Source organism: Streptomyces sp. NPDC006487 (assembly GCF_042870555.1).
Taxonomy (GTDB): Bacteria; Actinomycetota; Actinomycetes; order Streptomycetales; family Streptomycetaceae; genus Streptomyces.
Genome location: NZ_JBIAHN010000001.1, coordinates 234837 through 253020 on the forward strand (window position 1 = coordinate 234837; position 18184 = coordinate 253020).

The window sequence follows — 18184 nt, forward strand, 5'->3', positions numbered from 1 at the left end:
CCAGGTTGAGCCCGAAGGCGCCCCAGTTCACCGGGCGCCACCGCCCGCCGCGAGCCCCTCCGGGGCCGTGCGCGTCAGCAGGAACTGGTGCACGTCCAGGTAGCCCGAGGCGAAACCGGCCTCGCAGTACGCCAGGTAGAAGGTCCACATCCGCCGGAACGTCGCGTCGAAGCCCAGCTCCGCCACCCGGTCGGCCCGCTCGGCGAAGCGCTCCCGCCACAGTCGCAGCGTCTGCGCGTAGTGGGCCCCGTAGGCCTCGGAGCGGGTCACGCGCAGCCCCGTGTGCGAGCGCGCCGTCTCGTCCACGACCCGCACGGACGGCAGCATCCCGCCGGGGAAGATGTACTTGTGGATCCAGGTGTACGTGTCCCTGGTGGCGAGCATCCGCTCGTGCGGCATGGTGATCGCCTGGAGCGCGACCCGCCCGCCGGGCGCCAGCAGCCGGTCCAGCGTGGCGAAGTACACCGGCCAGTACTCGGCGCCGACCGCCTCGATCATCTCGACGCTCACGATGGCGTCGTAGCTGCCCTCGGCCTCCCGGTAGTCGCAGAGCCGCACCTCGACGCGGTCGGACAGCCCCGCGGCCGCGATCCGGCGCAGGGCCAGCTCCCGCTGCTCCCGCGACAGGGTCAGGGTGACCACGTGCGCACCGCGCCGGGCGGCCCGGACGGCCAGCTCGCCCCAGCCCGTGCCGATCTCCAGCAGCCGGGTGCCGGGACCGGTCTCCGCGAGGTCCAGCAGCATGTCGATCTTGCGGTGCTGGGCCTCGGCGAGTTGCTCCCGGCCGGCGGGCAGGGTGCGGAACACCGCCGAGGAGTAGGTCATCGTCGGGTCGAGGAACTCGGCGAAGAGCTCGTTGGACAGGTCGTAGTGGCGTTGGACGTTCGACCGCGAGCCGTCCGGGGTGTTGCGCTCCGCGGCAGGATGCCGGGATGCCCACAGGCCGCGCAGCCGCTGGAGCGGGGCCGGGACCAGCCCCGTCACGTGCCCGGCCAGCACGGTCAGGACGGCGACCGGGTCGCGGGCGTCCCACTCCCCGGCCAGGTACGACTCGCCGAAGCCGATCAGCCCCTCGGCCGCGATCCGGCGTTCGAAGGCGTCCGGGTCGTACACCGCCATCGCGGGTCCGCCCCGGCCCAGGGTCCCGTCGGGGCCCATCCGGACCTGGAGCGGCAACCGGTCCAGGGCCCGGCGGATCAGCAGCCGCCCGACGGCGGCCCTGGCCCGTGAGCAGGGCGGCACGGCCGGGGCGGTGGCGGTGGTGGTGGTCGACGTGCTCACTTCAAGCCCTCCTGGGGTACGTGTCGGGGACGCGGCCGGACCGGCAGGCCGCGCAGCCACAGCCGGACGCCGTGGAAGCGGATGCCGACGCTGACGGCGGCGGTGGACCAGGGCCGGCGCAGCGCCGCGCACAGCAGTCCGTGGGCACCGGCGGGGCGGCGTTCGCCGCGGACGGTCGCGGTCAGCCGGGCACCGTCCGCGCCCCCGGCCAGCCTGACGGTCAGCGCGAGGTGATCGCCCGGCTCGGGCAGCTGCATGCGGTAGGTCCCTTCCACGGCGAGGAAGGGGGAGACGTAGAACTCCTTGGGGACGGGGGCTACGTCCAGGTCGCCCCGGTCGCCCCGGGCCGTCTCCGGAGGGAGCAGGTAACAGTGCCGTTCGCCGTACGTGTTGTGCACTTCGGCGACCACGTGGCGCAGCGAGCCGTCCGGGCCGTGACACCAGTACACGGTCAGCGGGTTGAAGACGTGGCCGAACACCCGGGCGTGCGCCAGCATCAACACCCTTGCCCCCGACGGCAGTCCGGCGCCGCGCGCTGCGAGGAAAGCGTCCAGCCCGGCCCGGATCGAGGGGGCGCCGCCGCCGAAGTGGTCACCCGCCTCGAACCGTGCGAGCGGCCGCAACGGCCTTGGGAGGCGGGGGAGCCGGTCGAGGTCCACCAGCCACAGGTAGGTGCGGTGCCGCAGCCGGTAGCGGCTCCCGCCCGACCGGACGTGCCGGATGTCGGCCAGGTAGAGGCGCGGCTCGACCGGGCCGGGGTTCACCACGTCACCCCCAGCGCGGCGGCCGCCGCCACGCCCGAGCGGCAGCCGTCCTCGTGGAACCCCCACCCGTGGTAGGCGCCGGCGAAGGCCGTCACCGGCCCCGACAGTGCGGGCAGATGCCGCTGGGCCGACACCGACTCCGTGGTGTAGACGGGGTGTTCGTACTCCATCTCGGCCAGGACCAGCTCCGGCCGCACCTCCTCGCCCGCGTTCAGCGTGACCACGTACGGCTCCGGCCCGTCCAGCCCCTGGAGCCGGTTCATGTCGTAGCTGACCCGTACGTGGGCGTCGCCCGGCCGGCACCCCGACAGCCGGTAGTTCCAGCAGCCCCGGGCGCCGGGCGTGCGCGGCAGCACAGAGGCGTCGGTGTGCAGCACGGTCCGGTTGCGGGAGTAGCGGAAGGCGCCCAGCGCGGTGCGTTCCGCGTCGGTCGGATCGGCCAGCAGGCGCAGCGCCTGATCGGCGTGGACGGCGACGACCACCGAGTCGTAGAGGCCGGTGGCCCCGCCGGCGGTGGTGACCGACACGCCCTCCCGGGTCCGCGCGAGGGCCCGTACCGGAGTGGCCGGGTACACGGCGTCGAGCCGGTCGCGGAGCCGCTCCACATAGCGGGCCGAACCGCCCTCGACCGTGCGCCAGCTCGGCGAGCCGCCCACCGACAGCATGCCGTGGTGCTCCAGGAACCGGAACAGGTACCGGGCCGGGTAGCCGAGCGCCGTGTCCGGCGGGCAGGACCACACGGAAGCCACCAGCGGGATCGCGAAGTGCGCGGTGAAGTAGGCCCCGAAACGGCCCCGTTCGAGGAACTCGGCCAGGGTGATCTCGGACGCGTCCGAGTCGGTGTCGGCATCGGCGGCCAGCAGCCGCCTGGCCCGGCGGTGGAACGCCGGGATCCGCGCCAGCATCCGCAGGTACTCCGGGTTCACGGCGGACCGGCGGCGGGCGAAGAGACCGCGCGGCCCGCGCGCACCCGCGTACTCCAGCCCGCACCCCTCGCAGTGCACCGACAGGCTCATCGTCGTCGGCCGGGTGGCCACGCCCAACTCGCCGAAGAGCCGCAGCAGTTGCGGGTAGGTGCGGTCGTTGTGGACGATGAACCCCGAATCCACCGCCCGCACCACCCCGTCCGGACCCTTCACCTCGTGGGTGTGCGCGTGCCCCCCCAGCCGGTCGTCCGCCTCGTAGAGGGTCACCTCGTGCGAGCGCGCCAGGACGTACGCCGCCGTCAGCCCCGACACGCCCCCGCCGATCACGGCCGTCCGCGGGCGCCGCACCCCTCGCTCCGTCATCGTGTTCCTCCTTCGTCACCCCGTCACCCGGCGCACCTCGACACCCCTTCTTCGGAGCCGAGGGGGGTCTTGGATGTGCCGTACGGGGGAATCCCGCATCCGATCCGGTGCGCAACGGAGAATCGGAGGGAGAGGGCGGAGGTACCGAAGAACAGGGCTCGAGGAGCGGAGACAGCCATGACGGGCAAGAACTGCCTGGTCACCGGGGCCACCGGATACATCGGCGGACGCCTCGTACCGGAACTCCTGGACGCCGGGCACCGGGTCCGCTGCCTGGCCCGTGCCCCGGAAAAACTGCGCGACCACCCCTGGGCCGGCGAAGCCGAGATCGTCCGGGGCGACGTCACCGACCCCTCGACCCTCGCCGGGGCGATGACCGGCATCGACGTCGCCTACTACCTCGTGCACTCCCTCGGCACCGGCTCCGGCTTCGAGGAACGCGACCGGGACGCCGCCCGGGCCTTCGCGGACGAGGCCCGCGCCGCAGGGGTCCGCCGCATCGTCTACCTCGGCGGTCTCATCCCGGCGGACGTCCCCGTCCGGTCCCTCTCACCGCACCTGCGCTCCCGCGCCGAAGTCGGGGAGATCTTCCTCGCCGGAGCCGTCCCGGCGACCGTGCTGCGCGCCGCCGTCGTCATCGGGTCCGGATCCGCCTCCTTCGAAATGCTGCGCTACCTGACCGAACGACTGCCCGTCATGGTCACCCCCAGCTGGGTCGGCACCCGCTGCCAGCCCATCGCGGTACGCGACGTGCTGCGCTACCTCGTCGGCAGCGCGGGCATGCCGCCCGAGGTGAACCGGGCCTTCGACATCGGCGGACCCGACGTGCTCACCTACGAGGAGATGATGCGCCGCTACGCCGCCGTCGCGCGGCTCCCCGCCCGCCTGATCCTGCGGGTCCCGATGCTCACCCCGCGGCTGTCCAGCCACTGGATCGGTCTGGTCACCCCCGTGCCGAGGGCGTTGGCCAGGCCGCTCGCCGAATCCCTGCGGCACGAGGTGGTGTGCGCGGAGCACGACATCGCCGTCCACGTCCCGGACCCGCCGGGCGCGCCCATCGGCTTCGACGAGGCCCTCGCGCTGGCCCTCCGGCGGATCCGGGAGGCCCGGGTGACCACCCGCTGGTCCTCCGCCGCCGTCCCCGGCGCGCCGAGCGACCCGCTGCCCACCGACCCCGACTGGGCGGGCGGCAGCCTCTACACCGACCGGCGGGAGCTGACCGTCGAGGCCCCGACGGCCGCGCTGTGGCGGGTGGTGGAGGGCATCGGCGGGGAGAACGGCTGGTACTCCTTCCCGCTGGCCTGGGCCGTACGGGGCTGGCTGGACCGGCTCGTCGGCGGGGTCGGCATCCGGCGCGGCCGCCGGGACGCGGCGCGGCTGAGGGTGGGGGACTCCCTGGACTTCTGGCGGGTCGAGGAGATCGAACCGGGCCGGCTGCTGCGGCTGCGCGCCGAGATGCGGCTGCCGGGGCTGGCCTGGCTGGAACTGCACGCCGATCCGCCGTCCCCGGGGGAGTCCGGCTCCCGCTACCGCCAGCGGGCCCTGTTCCATCCGCACGGCCTGCTGGGCCACCTGTACTGGTGGAGCGTGTCACCGTTCCACGCCGTCGTCTTCGGCGGCATGGCACGCAACATCGCCCGCGCGGCGGAGCGCGCGGATGCCTCCGGCGGTGGTGCGGGGTAGCCCCGTGTGCGGGGGACCGGCGGCCGCGCCGCTGCCCCCGCCGACCGATGCCGCCCGACGGCGTGCGGAGGGCTCCGCGGGCGCGGGATCAGAGGCCCCGAATGCGCAGGGATCCCGGCCGACGGCGCACGGAGGGCTCCGTGAGGAGGCCTGCCGCGCGCGGCTCCGGGCGGGGTGCCGAAGGGCGGGAGCCCGGCGCCCGCCGACCGGCGGCCTTGCCCTCGACGGTGACGGCCGGGTCGGCACGGCGGGGGCTTCCCCGACCACAGCGCACTGCTCCGAGCGCGCCGACACCCTTCGGCGAGGCCACCTGGGAGCCCCCGCACCGCGCGGCAGCGCCCCCGCATCCGGGAGCGGGCCCGGCGCCGAAGTACTTCACGACACCCCGTCCCCACGTCCCCCCCAAGCGGAGCGAACCCCATGAACGTCGCGGTGGTCCTCTACACCTCCGACCTCCGGCTGCACGACCATCCGCCGCTGAGGGCCGCCCTGTCCTCTTCCGAGCAGGTGGTGCCTCTCTTCGTGCGCGACCCGGCGGTCGCCGCCCCGCCCAACCGGCTCGCCTTCCTCGCCGACTGCCTCGCCGGCCTCGACGCCGGGCTTCGCTCCCGCGGCGGCCGCCTCGTCGTGCGGTCCGGCGACCCGGTCGCCGAAACCATGGCCCTCGTACGGGAGGCCGACGCCGACGAGGTGCACATGGCGGCCGGGGTCAGCGCCTACGCCCACGCCCGTGAGGAGCGGCTGCGGGCCGCACTGGAAGCCGAGGGCCGGCGGTTCCACGTCCACGACGCGGTGATCACCGCGGTGGCCCCGGGGGCCGTCACCCCCACCGGGTCCACCGGGGCCGACCACTTCGCCGTCTTCACCCCGTACCACCGCCGCTGGTCCGAGCACCCACTGCGCGCCGCGGCCCCCGCGCCCCGCGCCGTCCCGGTGCCCGACGCCATCCGCTCCGAGCCCCTGCCCGAGCGCGCCGCCGTCACCGGAACCTCCCCGGGCCTCGCCCCCGGCGGTGAACCCGAGGCGCGCCGGCTCCTCGCCCGCTGGCTGCGCTCCGGCATCGACCGCTACGGCGAGACCCATGACGACCTGGCCGGCGACGCCACCTCCCGGCTCTCCCCGCACCTGCACTTCGGCACGCTCTCGCCCACCGAGGCCGTCCACCGGGCCCGCGCCGCCGGTGGCCTCGGCCCGGAGGCCTTCGTACGGCAGTTGTGCTGGCGCGACTTCCACCACCAAGTGCTCGCGGCCAGGCCCGGGGCCGCCGCCGCGGACTACCGGGACCGCGGCGACCACTGGCGCACCGGCCCCGCCGCCGAGGAGGAGACGCTGGCCTGGAAGGAGGGCCGCACCGGCTACCCGATCGTCGACGCGGCCATGCGCCAACTGGCCCACGAGGGCTGGATGCACAACCGCGGCCGGCTGCTGGTCGCGAGCTTCCTCACCAAGACCCTGTACGTCGACTGGCGCGTCGGAGCCCGGCACTTCATGGAGCTCCTCGTCGACGGGGACCTCGCCAACAACCAGCTCAACTGGCAGTGGGCGGCGGGCACGGGCACCGACACCCGCCCCAACCGGGTCCTCAACCCGGTCCGCCAGGGCCTGCGTTACGACCCCGACGGCGGCTACGTCCACCACTGGGTCCCCGAACTCGCCGGACTCCCCGCACCACGCGTGCACGAGCCCTGGCGGCTCCCCGGCCTGGAGCGGGCGCGCTACGACTACCCCGACCCGGTGGTCGGCCTCGCCGACGGCCTGGACCGCTTCCGCAGGGGCCGCGGGACGGGTCCGGATTCCGCGGACGGGCCGGAGCCCGGCTCCGCAGGACGCCCGGGACCGGGGTGACGGCCCGACGGCCCGCCGCGCCGTACGGTGGAGGGGTGGAGCCCGAACCCCCGCAGCCCCGGCCCCGGCATCAGCCCCCGCCGGTCGCCCTCGGCACCGGCGCGGTCGCCCGACGCCTCGGAGTCTCCCCGACGACGCTGCGCTCCTGGGAGCGCCGCTACGCCATCGGACCGGACCGCCGCGAGGAGGGCAGGCACCGGCGCTGGACCCCTGCGGACATCGCCCGGCTGGAGCTGATGTGCCGCCTCACCGCCCAGGGCGCGCCCCCGTCCGAAGCCGCCCGGGTGGCCCGGGGAGTCGCCCCGGACGGCCCGGCCGCGGCCGATCCCGCCGCCCCGGCCCCCGGAGGGCCGCGCGCGCTGCGCCTCGGGGACGTCCGCCCGGAGTGCAGGGGGCTCGCGCGGGCCGCCGTACGGCTGGACGCGCCGGCCGTGGAGGACCTGCTGGCCGCCGTGCTCGCCGAGCTGGGCCCGGTCACCGCCTGGGAGGAGGTCATCGCGCCGACCCTGCACGCGGTGGGCCGCAAATGGGCCTCGTCCGGGGAGCGTTACGTCGAGGTGGAACACCTGCTGTCCTGGTACGTCTCCGCGGCCTTCCACCGGATCCGGCCCGCGCCGGAGCCGCTTGTGGCCCCGCCCGTACTGCTGGCCTGCACGCCGGGGGAGCAGCACAGCCTCCCGATGGAGGCGCTGGCCGCCGTCCTCGGCGAACGGGCCGTGCCGGTAAGGATGTTCGGAGCCGCCCTGCCGGCCGAGGCCCTGTGCGAGGCCGTCCGGAGGACGGGGCCGCGGGCCGTCGTCCTGTGGGCGCAGTCCCGTACGACCGCCGACGCCGCGCTCGCCAGGTCGGTTGCGGGCATCGAGTGGGGCCCGCGCGGCGCCCGCGGCCACTCGGCGCTGCTGCTGGCCGGACCCGGCTGGGGTGCCGGAGCCGCGTCCCGACCAGCCCGGTCCGAGCGGCTGTTCGGGCTCCGCTCCGGGCTGGCCGTCATTGAATCGGTTGTGGCACCCCGGCCCCCGGGAGCCGCTCCGGGGACTGCCTCGGGGGGCGCTCCAGGGACTGCCGCATGACGTGCAGCGCCCGCCGCATGTGGCTCTTGACGGTGCCCAGCGGGAGACCGGTGCGGTCCGCGATCTGCGACTGCGTCAGGTCCGCGTAGAAGGCGAGCCGGAGGACCCGCTGCTGCGCCGACGGCAGCCGGGCCAGCTCGCCGAGCAACAGGATCCGTTCCACGGCCCGCTCCGGCCCCGGCTCCGGTTCGGGCCGGCCCTGCGCGCAGACGCGCACAGCGGCCTGGACCACCCGGGCCCGCCGGGTGCGGGCCTCCAGGGCGTCTGCCACCTTGTGCCGGGTGATGCCGGTCAGCCAGGCCCCGAGTCCGCCCGGTCCGGGCCGGTACCCGGCGCGGCCCCGCCACGCGGCGAGGAAGACCTGCTGGGTCACGTCCTCGGCCTCCCGCTCGTCGCCGAGCGAGCGGGAGGCCAGCGCGTGCACCAGCGGCCGCCAGCGCCGGTAGACCGCCGCCACGCTGTCCTCGTCGCCTGCCGCGAAACCCGCTGCCAGCCGGGTGCCGTCCTGGTCGTCCATGCCCCGAGCCTCGCGAGCGCGGCCCCTCCGGCCAAGTTGCACCGCTTGCGCAGCGTTTTCAGCCCAGCCCAGCCCAGCCCAGCCCAGCCCCGGGCCGCCCCGCTCAGCCCCGCCCCGCCCCCGACCGCCCCGCTCAGCCCCGCCCCCGGCCCGACCGGCCCGATCGACGGGACACCCCCTCAACCGAGGCCTCCCCGCCGGGGTGCATCAGCGGCTGGGTCAGGTACGCCAGCGCCACCGCCACGACCAGTACGGCGGCCGGCAGCAGCAGCCATCCCACCGACCAGCCGGTCCGTACGAGCAGCGCCCCGGCCAGTCCGCCCGCGAACATCGCGCCGACCGACCACGCCCGCCGCACCCAGGCCGCGGTCCCGTACCCGAAGGCCCGGTCCCACCCCCAGGGCGAACGCGGACAGCGAGACGGCGGGCGCCAGCGAGGGCACCGGGCCCGCGTGGGCCACGCCGAAGGCCAGGAACAGCACGTTGCCCGTCTGCATCGCCGTGAAGACGGGACCGAGTGCCAGCAGGCTGACCGCTTCGGTCAGCCCGGTCACCGCGGTCAGCACGAGCAGCAGGAGGGTCAGCGGGGGTCGCGTCGTACGGGAACCGGGGCTCATGAGCCCCGACACCGACAGGACCGGCCCGCTCGCCCGGCGCCGACATGCCGCAGGGACTAGGGTCCGAAGAGTGAGCGACCTGCTGCTGGTGAGGCACGGCGAGACCGCCTGGAGCGCGACCGGACGGCACACCGGGCGCACCGACGTCCCGCTGACCCCGCACGGGGTCGAAGAGGCCATCTCGCTCTTCCCGTACTTCCGGGACAAGCACCCGGCCATGGTGCTGACCAGCCCGCTCCGCCGGGCAGCCGCCACGGCCGAGCTCGCCGGCCTGAGCGGGGGCGTCACGGACCCCGACCTGTACGAGTGGGACTACGGCGGCTACGAGGGCGTCACCACCGCCGAGATCCAGCGCGAGCGCCCCGCCTGGTCCCTGTGGACCGATGGGGTACCGCCCGGCGACGAGGAGCACCCCGGCGAGAACGCCGCCCAGGTCGGCGCCCGCGCGGACCGGGTGCTCGCCCGGGTGGCCGGGGTACTGGGCGAAGGCCGGGGCAACGTCGTCCTGGTCGCCCACGGGCACCTGCTGCGGGTGCTGACCGCCCGCTACCTCGGTCTGCCCCCCGAGGCCGGACGGCTCTTCATGCTCCGGACGGGCACCTTCAGCGCGCTGTCCACGGAGCACGGCCTCCCGGTCATCGCCAGCTGGAACTCCCGCCCCTGGGGCACGCGGCCCCCGGGAACACCGACGCCCGGAACACCGACGCCCGGAACACCCACCCTGGGACCCCCCGTCCCCGAACCGGAACGCCCGCCCCGGTAGCGCTCCCCCCGCCTCGCGCGCCGCCGCCTTCTGCGTGACGATGCGTACATGGCCCATGATGGCTCGGACGGCGGTCTCCCAGAGCCCCCGGAACCGCAACCGGCACCGGACCGGGAGCCGGGCGCGCGTGCGGCCACGGACGCCGACACAGGCGCGGAACCGGGGCTCAAGGCCAACGCGATCGGCTTCCTCGACGCGCTCGTCATCGGCCTGAACTCGACCTCGCCCGCCTACTCCCTGGCCGCGGTCATCGGGCCCATCGTCGCGCTCGCCGGCATCTACGCGCCCGGCGTCATGCTCGCCTCCTTCGTCCCGATGCTGCTGATCGCCGCCGCCTTCTACTACCTCAACAAGGTCGACCAGGACTGCGGGACCACTTTCTCGTGGGTGACGCGCGCCATGGGCCCCTGGGCGGGCTGGCTCGGCGGCTGGGCCATCGCCATGACCGGCGTCCTCGTCATCGGCTCGCTGGCCGACGTCGCCGTCCACTTCGGACTGCTCGCCGCAGGACTCGACAGCTGGGCCGCGAACGAGGCACTGCGCCAGAGCCTGACCGTCGTCGTGATCCTGGCCATGACGGCCGTCTGCGTCATCGGCACCGAGATGTCGGCCCGGCTCCAGGACGTCCTCATCCTCGCCCAGGTCTTCTTCCTGCTGGTCTTCGCCGTCGTCGCCCTCTACCGCGTCTACGCCGGCACCAGCAGCCTCGACGGCACCAGACCCGCGATCGAGTGGCTCAACCCCTTCGGCGCCGGCGGCGCCGCCCTCACCGGCGGCCTGCTGCTCGGCGTGTTCATCTACTGGGGCTGGGAGTCGGCGGTCAACCTCACCGAGGAGGTCGAGAACTCGGCCACCGCACCGGGCAAGGCCGGCATCTGGTCCACCGTGGTCCTGCTGGTGACGTACCTGTCCGTCGGCTTCGCGGTCGTCGGCTACGCCGGGACGAAGTTCCTCGCCGAGAACGCCGGCGAGGAGGAGGCCGTCTTCGCGGTCCTCGCGCACGAGGTGATGGGCGGCTGGGACTGGATCGTCCTGCTCGCCGTCTGCACCTCCGCGCTCGCCTCCACCCAGACCACGATCATCCCCGCCTCCCGTACCGCCCTGTCCATGGCCCGCCGGCACGCGCTGCCGCCGAACCTCTCGCACATCCACCCCCGGTTCCGGACCCCGGACGTCAGCACCTGGTGGGTGGCCGGCATCGCCATCGTCTGGTACCTCGCCGTCAACCAGATCAGCGAGAACGCCCTCCTGGACTCCCTGACCGCGCTCTCCCTGCTGATCTCCTTCTACTACGCCCTCACCGGCCTGGCCTGCGCCGTCTACTACCGGCGCCACCTGCTGGAGAGCGTGCACAACTTCCTGCTGATCGGACTCGGCCCGGTGCTCGGCGCCGGACTGCTGGCCTGGCTGCTCGTGCAGTCGGTCGCCGACATGTCGGACCCGGAGAACTCGGCGAGCGGCGTCTCCTGGTTCGGCCTCGGCCCGCCGCTGGTCATCGGGATCGGCATCGCCGTCGTCGGCGTGCTCGTCATGTGCTTCTGGCGGATCAGGGACGGCCGCTTCTGGCAGGAGCGGCGCGGCGTCGCCGACCCGGCCCTCGTACACGCGGCCAGGAAGCCCCGTAGGCCGGAAGTGCCGAAGCCCTGAACCTCGCCTTCCGCGGTCCCGCGTCCCGTACCACCGGCCGGAAGCCGGAGAGGAGCCCCGATGTCCGTCGTCCTCGGGTACGACGAGTCGCCCGGAGCCGAGCGCGCCCTGCGCGTCGCCCTGGAGGTGGCCGCCGCCTTCGGCGAGCCGCTCGTCCTCGTCTACGGGGCCGCCGCCCCGGGCCCCACCGGCGAGGAGTCCCGCGCGCACCGGGAGGCCGTCCGGGAGGCCGGCCGCAGCGCCCTCTCCCGGGCGGTGGAGGCCGCCGACGAGGCGGGAGTGCCCTCCACGGTCGAGGTGGCCGACGCGAAACCGGCCCAGGCGCTGCTCGACGCCGCCGAACGGCACGACGCCCGGGTGATCATCGTGGGGAGCTGGGGCGACAGCCCGATCCGCGGCGCCCTGCTCGGATCCACCCCGCACAAGCTCCTGCACCTCTCGCCGGTCCCGGTCCTGTGCGTCCCGACGGAGCACGCTCCGGGGGACTGACCCGCCGCCCGGTCCGTTGGTCCGCCCATGGCCGAAGATCGCCGCTCAGGAGTGCGCCAATGGCCCACCAGGGGAGGGCCGACTTGAGCCATTGCCCCTGTGGATGCTTATCTGTGTCCTATCCATGTATCTACGGCGCCACGCAGCGCCGGACGGCAACGAGGCCGCTCCGGACCGTGGCGCCTTCGCCGTGCCCGTGTGCCGCCCACCACCCCCGGGCGGACGCGGGTCCGGCGTGCTCCATCGCAAGGGGGGCGGCACACCGCCGTGAAGAGGATGTTCGTGGCTCCGGATCCGGGGCGCGCAAGACTCAGGAACGCCACGCGGGCCGTCATCGGCGTCGCTCTCGCGGTGGCCGTGGCCGAGCTCTGCGGACTCTCGCTCGTCGCGTCGATCACCGGGGGACTGGCGGCCCTGCTCGCCCTCTTCACCGTGACCGACTCGACCGTGCGCGCCCAGCGGGTGACCACCGCCCTGCTGCCCGCCGCCGGTTTCCCCGTACTGGCCCTGGCCACCACCCTGCACGGCGTGCCACTGGCCCGTGACGCGGCGTTCGTCGCCGTCGTGTTCGCCGGTGTCTACGCCCGCCGCTGGGGGGCGCGCGGCCACGCCCTCGGCATCTTCGCCTTCATGAACTTCTTCATCACGCAGTTCCTGCACGCCCGGCCCGGCCAGCTGCCCGAGCTCTACGCGGCCGTCGGCCTGGCCCTGCTCTCGGCCGGCGCCGTGCGGTTCGTGCTGTGGCCGATCGAGCGGCGCGTCCCGCCCCCCGCCGTACCGCCCGCGGCGCCCGGCACCGGGCTGGCCCGGCCGACCACCCGCCAGGCCTTCCAGGCCACCGCCGCCTGCGCGGTGGCGCTGGGCATCGGCCAGACCCTGTCGGAGGACCGCTGGTACTGGGCGGTCGGCACCGCCTGGTGGATCTTCGTCAACACCGCGTCGCGCGGCGAGACCCTGGTCCGCGGCTTCCGCCGGGTCCTCGGCACGGTGTTCGGGATCGGCGCGGGCCTGCTGATAGCCATCCCGCTGAACGGTGCGCCGGCGCCCACGGCCGTCCTGGTGGCGCTCTGCGTCTTCGGGATCTTCTACACCGCCGCCGTGTCCTACAGCTGGATGATGCTGGCCGTGACGGTGATGGCCGGCCTGCTCTACGGGCTGCTGGGCGTACTCGATCCCGGTCTGCTCGTCCTGCGCCTGGAGCAGACGGCCGTCGGCGCGGTGTGCGCCGGGCTGGCCGTGATCCTGGTGCTCCCGGTGACCACCCACGCGACCAACGACATGTGGATCCAGCGCGCGCTGCGCTGCGTCCGCACCTGCACGGCCGAGGCCGCGGCCCGGCTCGCCGGTTCCCCGGTCGCGGACCCCGCGCCGCACGCCGCGGAGCTGGAGCTCTTCCTGGGCCGGGTACGGCTCTCCCTGGCTCCGCTCGTCCACCCGCTGAGCCCCTACCGCGGCCGCAAGGCCAGGGCCCGCCGGGTGCTCGCGCTGCTCGACGAGTGCGCCGTGGAGGTCCGCGGGCTGGTCTCCGTGGCGGCGGACCCGGACGCGAGCCACGACGCCCGGCTCGCGGCGGCGTGCTGGCGGGTGGAGGCCGCCGTAGAGGCCCTGCTGACGCCGGAAGCGGAACGCGCCACGGGCGCGGAGCACCGGTCGGCCGCCGCGGCCCTGAACCCCGCGCGGTCCGCCTCGGAGCCCGCGCTGGCACATCTGCACGGTCTGGAGCGGCTCCTGGCCCAGCTCGACGGACCCCTGCGCACGGCGTCACGCTCCCCGCTGGTGGGTGCCTGACCCCTGCGGCCCGGTGCCCGTCCCGGCCGGCGTTCGCCGCCACCGCCGCGGATGGTACGTCCCCCCAAGTCCCGTCCGCAGGCCGATCGATGAAGATCACACGGAGGAGTGTTCCGGGCGCGCCTTCTGCACGCCGCTGACCTGCGACGTGTACAACGGGTGATTGTTCATTGCACATTCATCCGGCATGGCGCCGCTTCACGGCGCGCGGGGTGGACCTGGTCGGATCGGACAGGGGGTAACCGCCGGAATGGAAATACTTCAACAGTGCTCGAGCACCGCGCAGGTGTGGGAAGCGGCCGAGGAGTTCATCCGACTGTTCCACAGGGAGAATCCGGGCGCGGGTGATCCGCGCGAGCGGCTCGCCGCCGTACGGGCCGAGCTCGCCGAGACGGACACGTACCGGCACACTCCCGAGGAACTGGAGCACGGCGCCCGCGTCGCGTGGCGCAACAGCAACCGCTGCATAGGCAGGCTGTACTGGAACTCGCTGCGCGTCCGCGACCGCCGCGGGCTCACCGACGCCGACGGGATCGCGGAGGAGTGCTTCGAGCACCTGCGCGAGGCCACCAACGGCGGCCGGGTCCGGCCCACCATCACGGTCTTCGCCCCCGACACCCCGGACCGCCCCGGCCCGGTCATCTGGAGCGAGCAGCTGGTCCGGTACGCCGGCTACGGCGACCACCCCTCGATAACCGTCGGCGACGCCCGCAACGCCGAGCTCACGAGCGCGTTGCTCGCACTGGGCTGGTCCCGCGGCCCGGGCACCCCCTTCGACCTCCTTCCGCTGGTCGTGCAGGGGGTCGACGACAAACCCCGCTGGTTCGACGTCCCCCCGGACGCCGTCCTGGAGGTGCCCATCGAGCACCCCGACGGAGCGGCCGGCGGTGACGGCTGGTCGGACTGGGCGCTGCGCTGGCACGCCGTACCCGCGATCTCCAACATGTGCCTGGAGATCGGCGGAATCCACTACCCGGCGGCGCCCTTCAACGGCTGGTACATGGGGACCGAGATCGGTGCCCGCAACCTAGCGGACACCGACCGCTACAACCTCCTGCCCGCGGTCGCCCGCCGCATGGGCCTCGACACCGGCAGCGACCGTTCCCTCTGGAAGGACCGCGCGCTCGTCGAGCTCAACCGGGCGGTCCTGCACTCCTTCGACCGGGCCGGGGTCACCATCGCCGACCACCACACGGAGTCCCGGCGCTTCCTGACCCACCTGGAGAAGGAGGAGCGCAAGGGCCGTGACGTGGGCGCGGACTGGTCCTGGATCGTGCCGCCCATCTCCGGGTCGGCGACCCCGGTCTTCCACCGCACCTTCGAGGACCGGCCCAGCTCGACCGCCTACGTCCACCACTCCGGCGCCCAAGAACGGGCCCAAGGGCGGGATTTGGTCTAGACCTTCTGTTACCGTCGCTCGGGAACGGATCCGGAACGGCGGAGAGGGGCTTCTCGTGGGCGACGCGGACAGTGGTGTGGGCGGTACGGACCGTACGGCCGGCGGCGGCGGACACCTGGCCTGGATCGGCTCGTTCACCTCGGGGGGCGGCCGCGGTGTCACCACCGCGGCCGTGGATCCGGCCACCGGAGCGCTGACCCCGCTCTCGGCCACGGACGCCGTCGCGGAGCCCTCGTACCTGGTCCACGAGCCCGTCACCGGCGTGCTGTACGCCGTGAGCGAGGCCAAGGAGGGCGCTGTGGGCGCCTTCCGGACGACCGCCGCGGGGCTCGTACCCCTCGGCGGGACCGTCCCCGTCGGCGGCTCCGGCCCCACCCACCTCGGCGTGGCGGGGCGCCGGCTGCTGACCGCCAACTACACCTCGGGCAGCGTCAGCAGCCTCCCGCTCGCCGCCGACGGCTCGATCGGGGGGCCCGCCGCCGTACTGGCCCACCGGGGCTCCGGCCCCGACACCGGCCGGCAGAAGTCCCCGCACGCCCACCAGGTGCTGCCCGCCCCCGGCGGCCGCTGGGTCCTCAGCGTCGACCTCGGCACCGACTCGGTACGGGTCTGCGCGCTCGACCCGGCCACCGGAGCCCCGGTCCTGCACGCCGAGACCGTGCTGCGCGCCGGGACCGGCCCCCGGCACCTCGCCTTCCACCCCTCCGGCGAAGTGGTCTACGTACTGCACGAGCTGGAGCCGCAGCTGACCGTCTGCCGCTGGAACGGAGAGTCGGGCGAGCTCCAACCGGTCGGCGAGGTTCCGGTCGCTCCCGCGGGCGCTCCAGGGGCTCCGCGGGCCTACCCCTCGGCGGTCGTGACCTCGTCCGACGGCCGATTCGTCTGGGCGGCCGTCCGCGGAGCCGACACCATCGTCACCTTCTCCCTCGCCGGCGGCGCGGAGAAGCCGCAGCTCACGGGTACCGTGCCGTGCGGGGGCCGGTGGCCGCGCGATCTCGCCGCCGACCCGTCGGGGCGCCGGCTGTACGCGGCCAACGAGCGCTCCGGGGACGTCACCTGGTTCGATGTGGACCCGGTGACGGGCGAGCCGCGCCGGGCCGGCGCGGTGGCCGTGCCCGCCGCCACCTGCGTGGTCTTCGGCTGAACCCCGGGCGGCACCGGACGGCACCCGACCGCCGTACGTACGAGGGCCCGCGCTCCGGCTCGTTCGATTCGGAACGGTCCGGGGCGCGGGCCCTCGTGCGCACGGCATGAGCGGGGGGTCAGTGGGCGGCGGCACCCTGGGTGATGCCGAGGGCGGCGGAGTACTGCGCGACGGCCAGCTTGCCGAGCGCGGGGTACGCGCCGAGCACGTCGGCGGCGCTGCAACCGGCCTCCTTGCAGGCGGTGTCGAGGAGACCCTCGGCGGCCTCAGGGCCGATCAGGTACGGGGCCAGCGCGAGCTGCGTCGAACCCTCGCGGCGGAGCTGGTCGGCGATGGCGGCCACCGAACCCTCCTCGTCCAGCGCGGCGGCCATCACCGGCACGGCGAGACGGGCGGCCAGCAGCATGCCGGTGATGCCCGCGGCCTGCACGGCCTCCTCGCCGCCGGTGGTGGCCAGGACGATGCCGTCGGCGGCCGTGGTCACGCTGAAGAGCCTGGCCCGGTCGGCGCGGGCGAGGCCGGCCTCGGACAGCCGCACGTGCAGCCCCTCGGCGAGCAGCGGGTGCGGGCCGAGCGGGTCGGCCAGCTCGGCGGCGGCCGAGGAGTCCATGAGGGCCTGGCGCACGCGGCGCAGCAGATCACCGTCGGGGCCGGCCAGCAGGGGCACGACCACGGCGTCCGGACCGGTCGGCGCGGGCACTTCCTGCCCGGCGGCGCGGGCCGACTCCGCGCGCGCGGCGCGGTCGCGGGCGACGGAGTTCAGCACGCCCGACAGGGACGGGAACTCGGTGGCGTCGTCACCGTCGAGGAAACCGACCCGGGCGTCCAGGCCGGGCAGCTCGGAGCGGCCGATGCTGATGATCTCTTCCGCGAGCCCCCGCGAGGCGGCCGAAGGGGCACCGGGCACGGCGAGCACCAGCGCGGGCGCGCCCTCGGGCGCCACCGCGGGCTCGGGCCGGCGGTGCCGTCCGGTCTGGCGGGGTCGCGGCATTCGTACGGGCAGGCCATTTGCGGGCCCAGTGGGGGAGCTCATGGCGCCGCATGCTACTGGTTTATCGAAACCGGGTGTTCGGGCAGGGCCTTCTTCGGCGGCATCTGTCCGTATTTATCCGAGGAATGTCAGATACGGTTCAGGCCTTCGGTCACCCTGCGGAGGGAAGCCGCCAGTCCACGGGCTGCGCACCCTGGCGGACCAGCAGGTCGTTCGTCCTGCTGAACGGCCTCGACCCGAAGAACCCGTTGTCCGCGGACATCGGGGAGGGGTGCACCGATTCCACGGCCGGCAGGTCGCCCAGCAGGGGCCGCAGGTTGCGCGCCTCGCGCCCCCACAACACCGACACCAGGGGCTTGCCGCGGGCCGCGAGCGCGCGGATCGCCTGCTCGGTCACCGCCTCCCAGCCCTTGCCGCGGTGCGCGTTGGGCTTGCGCGGGGCCGTGGTGAGCGAGCGGTTCAGCAGCAGGACGCCCTGCCGGGTCCACGGGGTCAGATCCCCGTTCCGGGGCTTGCCCGTGCCGAGATCGGCGTGCAGTTCGCGGAAGATGTTGTCGAGGCTCGGGGGCCACGGGCTGACTTCGGGGGCCACGGAGAAGGACAGGCCGATCGCGTGACCAGGCGTCGGGTAGGGATCCTGCCCGACGATCAGCACCTTCACCTCGTCGAAGGGCTGCTGGAACGCGCGCAGCACGTTCGCACCAGCGGGGACGTAGGTCCGGCCCGCCGCGATCTCCGCGCGCAGGAAGTCGCCCATCGCGGCGATCTGCGCCGCCACCGGCTCCAGAGCGCGGGCCCAGCCCGGCTCGACGATCTCGTTCAACGGTCGTGCTGCCACGGGGGATCACTCTACTGGCCCAGTCCGCGGCCCGGTGCCACCCCTCGCGGGACGGGTCC

Annotated in this window: 15 protein-coding genes and 2 pseudogenes; 9 read left to right on the forward strand and 8 right to left on the reverse strand. The window is 74.6% G+C overall.

The window, feature by feature from the left end; translation table 11 throughout:
- Positions 1-27: 27 nt before the first annotated feature.
- Genes ACFYM0_RS01060 through ACFYM0_RS01070 form a run of 3 tightly spaced genes read right to left on the reverse strand, consistent with a single transcriptional unit; the run spans position 28 to position 3334 of the window.
- Positions 28-1281: a class I SAM-dependent methyltransferase gene (locus ACFYM0_RS01060; protein WP_388495342.1), complete on the reverse strand. Its 1254-nt coding sequence runs from the start codon at positions 1279-1281 to the stop codon at positions 28-30.
- Positions 1278-2045, reverse strand: coding sequence for a DUF1365 domain-containing protein (locus tag ACFYM0_RS01065; protein ID WP_388495343.1), 768 nt, complete (start codon positions 2043-2045; stop codon positions 1278-1280). Before ACFYM0_RS01065 ends, ACFYM0_RS01060 begins: the two co-directional genes overlap by 4 nt.
- Positions 2042-3334, reverse strand: a complete 1293-nt coding sequence (locus ACFYM0_RS01070; protein WP_388495344.1) for an NAD(P)/FAD-dependent oxidoreductase — start codon at positions 3332-3334, stop codon at positions 2042-2044. The genes ACFYM0_RS01065 and ACFYM0_RS01070 overlap by 4 nt, the downstream gene beginning before the upstream one ends.
- Before the next feature lie 177 nt (positions 3335-3511).
- Between ACFYM0_RS01070 and ACFYM0_RS01075 the strand changes: the two genes are divergently transcribed.
- The 3 genes from ACFYM0_RS01075 to ACFYM0_RS01085 all read left to right on the forward strand — a co-directional run bounded on the left by ACFYM0_RS01075 (position 3512) and on the right by ACFYM0_RS01085 (position 7932).
- Positions 3512-5017, forward strand: coding sequence for an SDR family oxidoreductase (locus tag ACFYM0_RS01075; protein ID WP_388495346.1), 1506 nt, complete (start codon positions 3512-3514; stop codon positions 5015-5017).
- Positions 5018-5437: 420 nt separating this feature from the next.
- A complete protein-coding gene (locus tag ACFYM0_RS01080) occupies positions 5438-6862 on the forward strand; it encodes a cryptochrome/photolyase family protein (RefSeq protein WP_388495347.1) in 1425 nt (474 codons plus the stop codon).
- Between the two features lie 35 nt (positions 6863-6897).
- On the forward strand, positions 6898-7932 hold the full coding sequence (locus tag ACFYM0_RS01085) for a MerR family transcriptional regulator (RefSeq protein WP_388495348.1): 1035 nt from the start codon (positions 6898-6900) through the stop codon (positions 7930-7932).
- Here the strand turns inward: ACFYM0_RS01085 and ACFYM0_RS01090 are convergent.
- The 3 genes and pseudogenes from ACFYM0_RS01090 to ACFYM0_RS01100 form a co-directional block, all read right to left on the reverse strand.
- Positions 7850-8449: an RNA polymerase sigma factor gene (locus ACFYM0_RS01090; RefSeq protein WP_388495349.1), complete on the reverse strand. Its 600-nt coding sequence runs from the start codon at positions 8447-8449 to the stop codon at positions 7850-7852. The genes ACFYM0_RS01085 and ACFYM0_RS01090 overlap by 83 nt on opposite strands.
- A 133-nt stretch (positions 8450-8582) precedes the next feature.
- The gene (locus tag ACFYM0_RS01095) at positions 8583-8807 is read right to left on the reverse strand and encodes a hypothetical protein (protein ID WP_388495852.1); all 225 of its coding nucleotides are present in this window, start codon (positions 8805-8807) and stop codon (positions 8583-8585) included.
- A 25-nt stretch (positions 8808-8832) separates the two neighbouring features.
- Positions 8833-9246 (reverse strand): annotated as a pseudogene (locus ACFYM0_RS01100) (DUF1275 family protein); the annotation flags it as partial.
- On the opposite strand from ACFYM0_RS01100, the pseudogene ACFYM0_RS01105 reads away from it, so the two are divergent.
- The 6 genes and pseudogenes from ACFYM0_RS01105 to ACFYM0_RS01130 form a co-directional block, all read left to right on the forward strand.
- Positions 9137-9727: pseudogene (locus tag ACFYM0_RS01105) on the forward strand (histidine phosphatase family protein); the annotation flags it as partial. The pseudogenes ACFYM0_RS01100 and ACFYM0_RS01105 overlap by 110 nt on opposite strands.
- Before the next feature lie 150 nt (positions 9728-9877).
- Positions 9878-11476 carry an APC family permease gene (locus ACFYM0_RS01110; RefSeq protein ID WP_388495350.1) on the forward strand — a complete coding sequence of 533 codons (1599 nt, stop codon included), beginning with the start codon at positions 9878-9880 and terminating at the stop codon, positions 11474-11476.
- A gap of 60 nt (positions 11477-11536) precedes the next feature.
- Positions 11537-11965, forward strand: coding sequence for a universal stress protein (locus ACFYM0_RS01115; RefSeq protein WP_388495352.1), 429 nt, complete (start codon positions 11537-11539; stop codon positions 11963-11965).
- Positions 11966-12241: 276 nt separating this feature from the next.
- Positions 12242-13753 carry an FUSC family protein gene (locus tag ACFYM0_RS01120; protein WP_388495825.1) on the forward strand — a complete coding sequence of 504 codons (1512 nt, stop codon included), beginning with the start codon at positions 12242-12244 and terminating at the stop codon, positions 13751-13753.
- A gap of 250 nt (positions 13754-14003) precedes the next feature.
- Positions 14004-15152, forward strand: coding sequence for a nitric oxide synthase oxygenase (locus ACFYM0_RS01125; protein ID WP_388495353.1), 1149 nt, complete (start codon positions 14004-14006; stop codon positions 15150-15152).
- 76 nt (positions 15153-15228) lie between these two features.
- Positions 15229-16296 (forward strand): lactonase family protein, encoded by a 1068-nt coding sequence (locus ACFYM0_RS01130; protein ID WP_388495826.1) that lies wholly within the window; start codon positions 15229-15231, stop codon positions 16294-16296.
- A 118-nt stretch (positions 16297-16414) separates the two neighbouring features.
- Here ACFYM0_RS01130 and ACFYM0_RS01135 read toward each other — a convergent pair whose 3' ends face one another.
- Both ACFYM0_RS01135 and ACFYM0_RS01140 read right to left on the reverse strand, forming a co-directional pair.
- Positions 16415-17329 carry a hypothetical protein gene (locus ACFYM0_RS01135; RefSeq protein ID WP_327251379.1) on the reverse strand — a complete coding sequence of 305 codons (915 nt, stop codon included), beginning with the start codon at positions 17327-17329 and terminating at the stop codon, positions 16415-16417.
- A 109-nt stretch (positions 17330-17438) separates the two neighbouring features.
- Complete coding sequence (locus ACFYM0_RS01140) at positions 17439-18125, reverse strand: uracil-DNA glycosylase (protein WP_327251378.1); 687 nt, start codon at positions 18123-18125, stop codon at positions 17439-17441.
- Positions 18126-18184: the final 59 nt, after the last annotated feature.

What these genes read in the sequence shown, in the direction of transcription:
- ACFYM0_RS01070 (WP_388495344.1), bottom strand. Translation starts at nt 3,334, where the DNA reads ATGACGGAGCGAGGGGTGCGGCGCCCGCGGACGGCCGTGATCGGCGGG.
- ACFYM0_RS01075 (WP_388495346.1), top strand. Translation starts at nt 3,512, where the DNA reads ATGACGGGCAAGAACTGCCTGGTCACCGGGGCCACCGGATACATCGGC.
- ACFYM0_RS01080 (WP_388495347.1), top strand. Translation starts at nt 5,438, where the DNA reads ATGAACGTCGCGGTGGTCCTCTACACCTCCGACCTCCGGCTGCACGAC.
- ACFYM0_RS01090 (WP_388495349.1), bottom strand. Translation starts at nt 8,449, where the DNA reads ATGGACGACCAGGACGGCACCCGGCTGGCAGCGGGTTTCGCGGCAGGC.
- ACFYM0_RS01110 (WP_388495350.1), top strand. Translation starts at nt 9,878, where the DNA reads ATGGCCCATGATGGCTCGGACGGCGGTCTCCCAGAGCCCCCGGAACCG.
- ACFYM0_RS01115 (WP_388495352.1), top strand. Translation starts at nt 11,537, where the DNA reads ATGTCCGTCGTCCTCGGGTACGACGAGTCGCCCGGAGCCGAGCGCGCC.
- ACFYM0_RS01120 (WP_388495825.1), top strand. Translation starts at nt 12,242, where the DNA reads ATGTTCGTGGCTCCGGATCCGGGGCGCGCAAGACTCAGGAACGCCACG.
- ACFYM0_RS01125 (WP_388495353.1), top strand. Translation starts at nt 14,004, where the DNA reads ATGGAAATACTTCAACAGTGCTCGAGCACCGCGCAGGTGTGGGAAGCG.
- ACFYM0_RS01135 (WP_327251379.1), bottom strand. Translation starts at nt 17,329, where the DNA reads ATGAGCTCCCCCACTGGGCCCGCAAATGGCCTGCCCGTACGAATGCCG.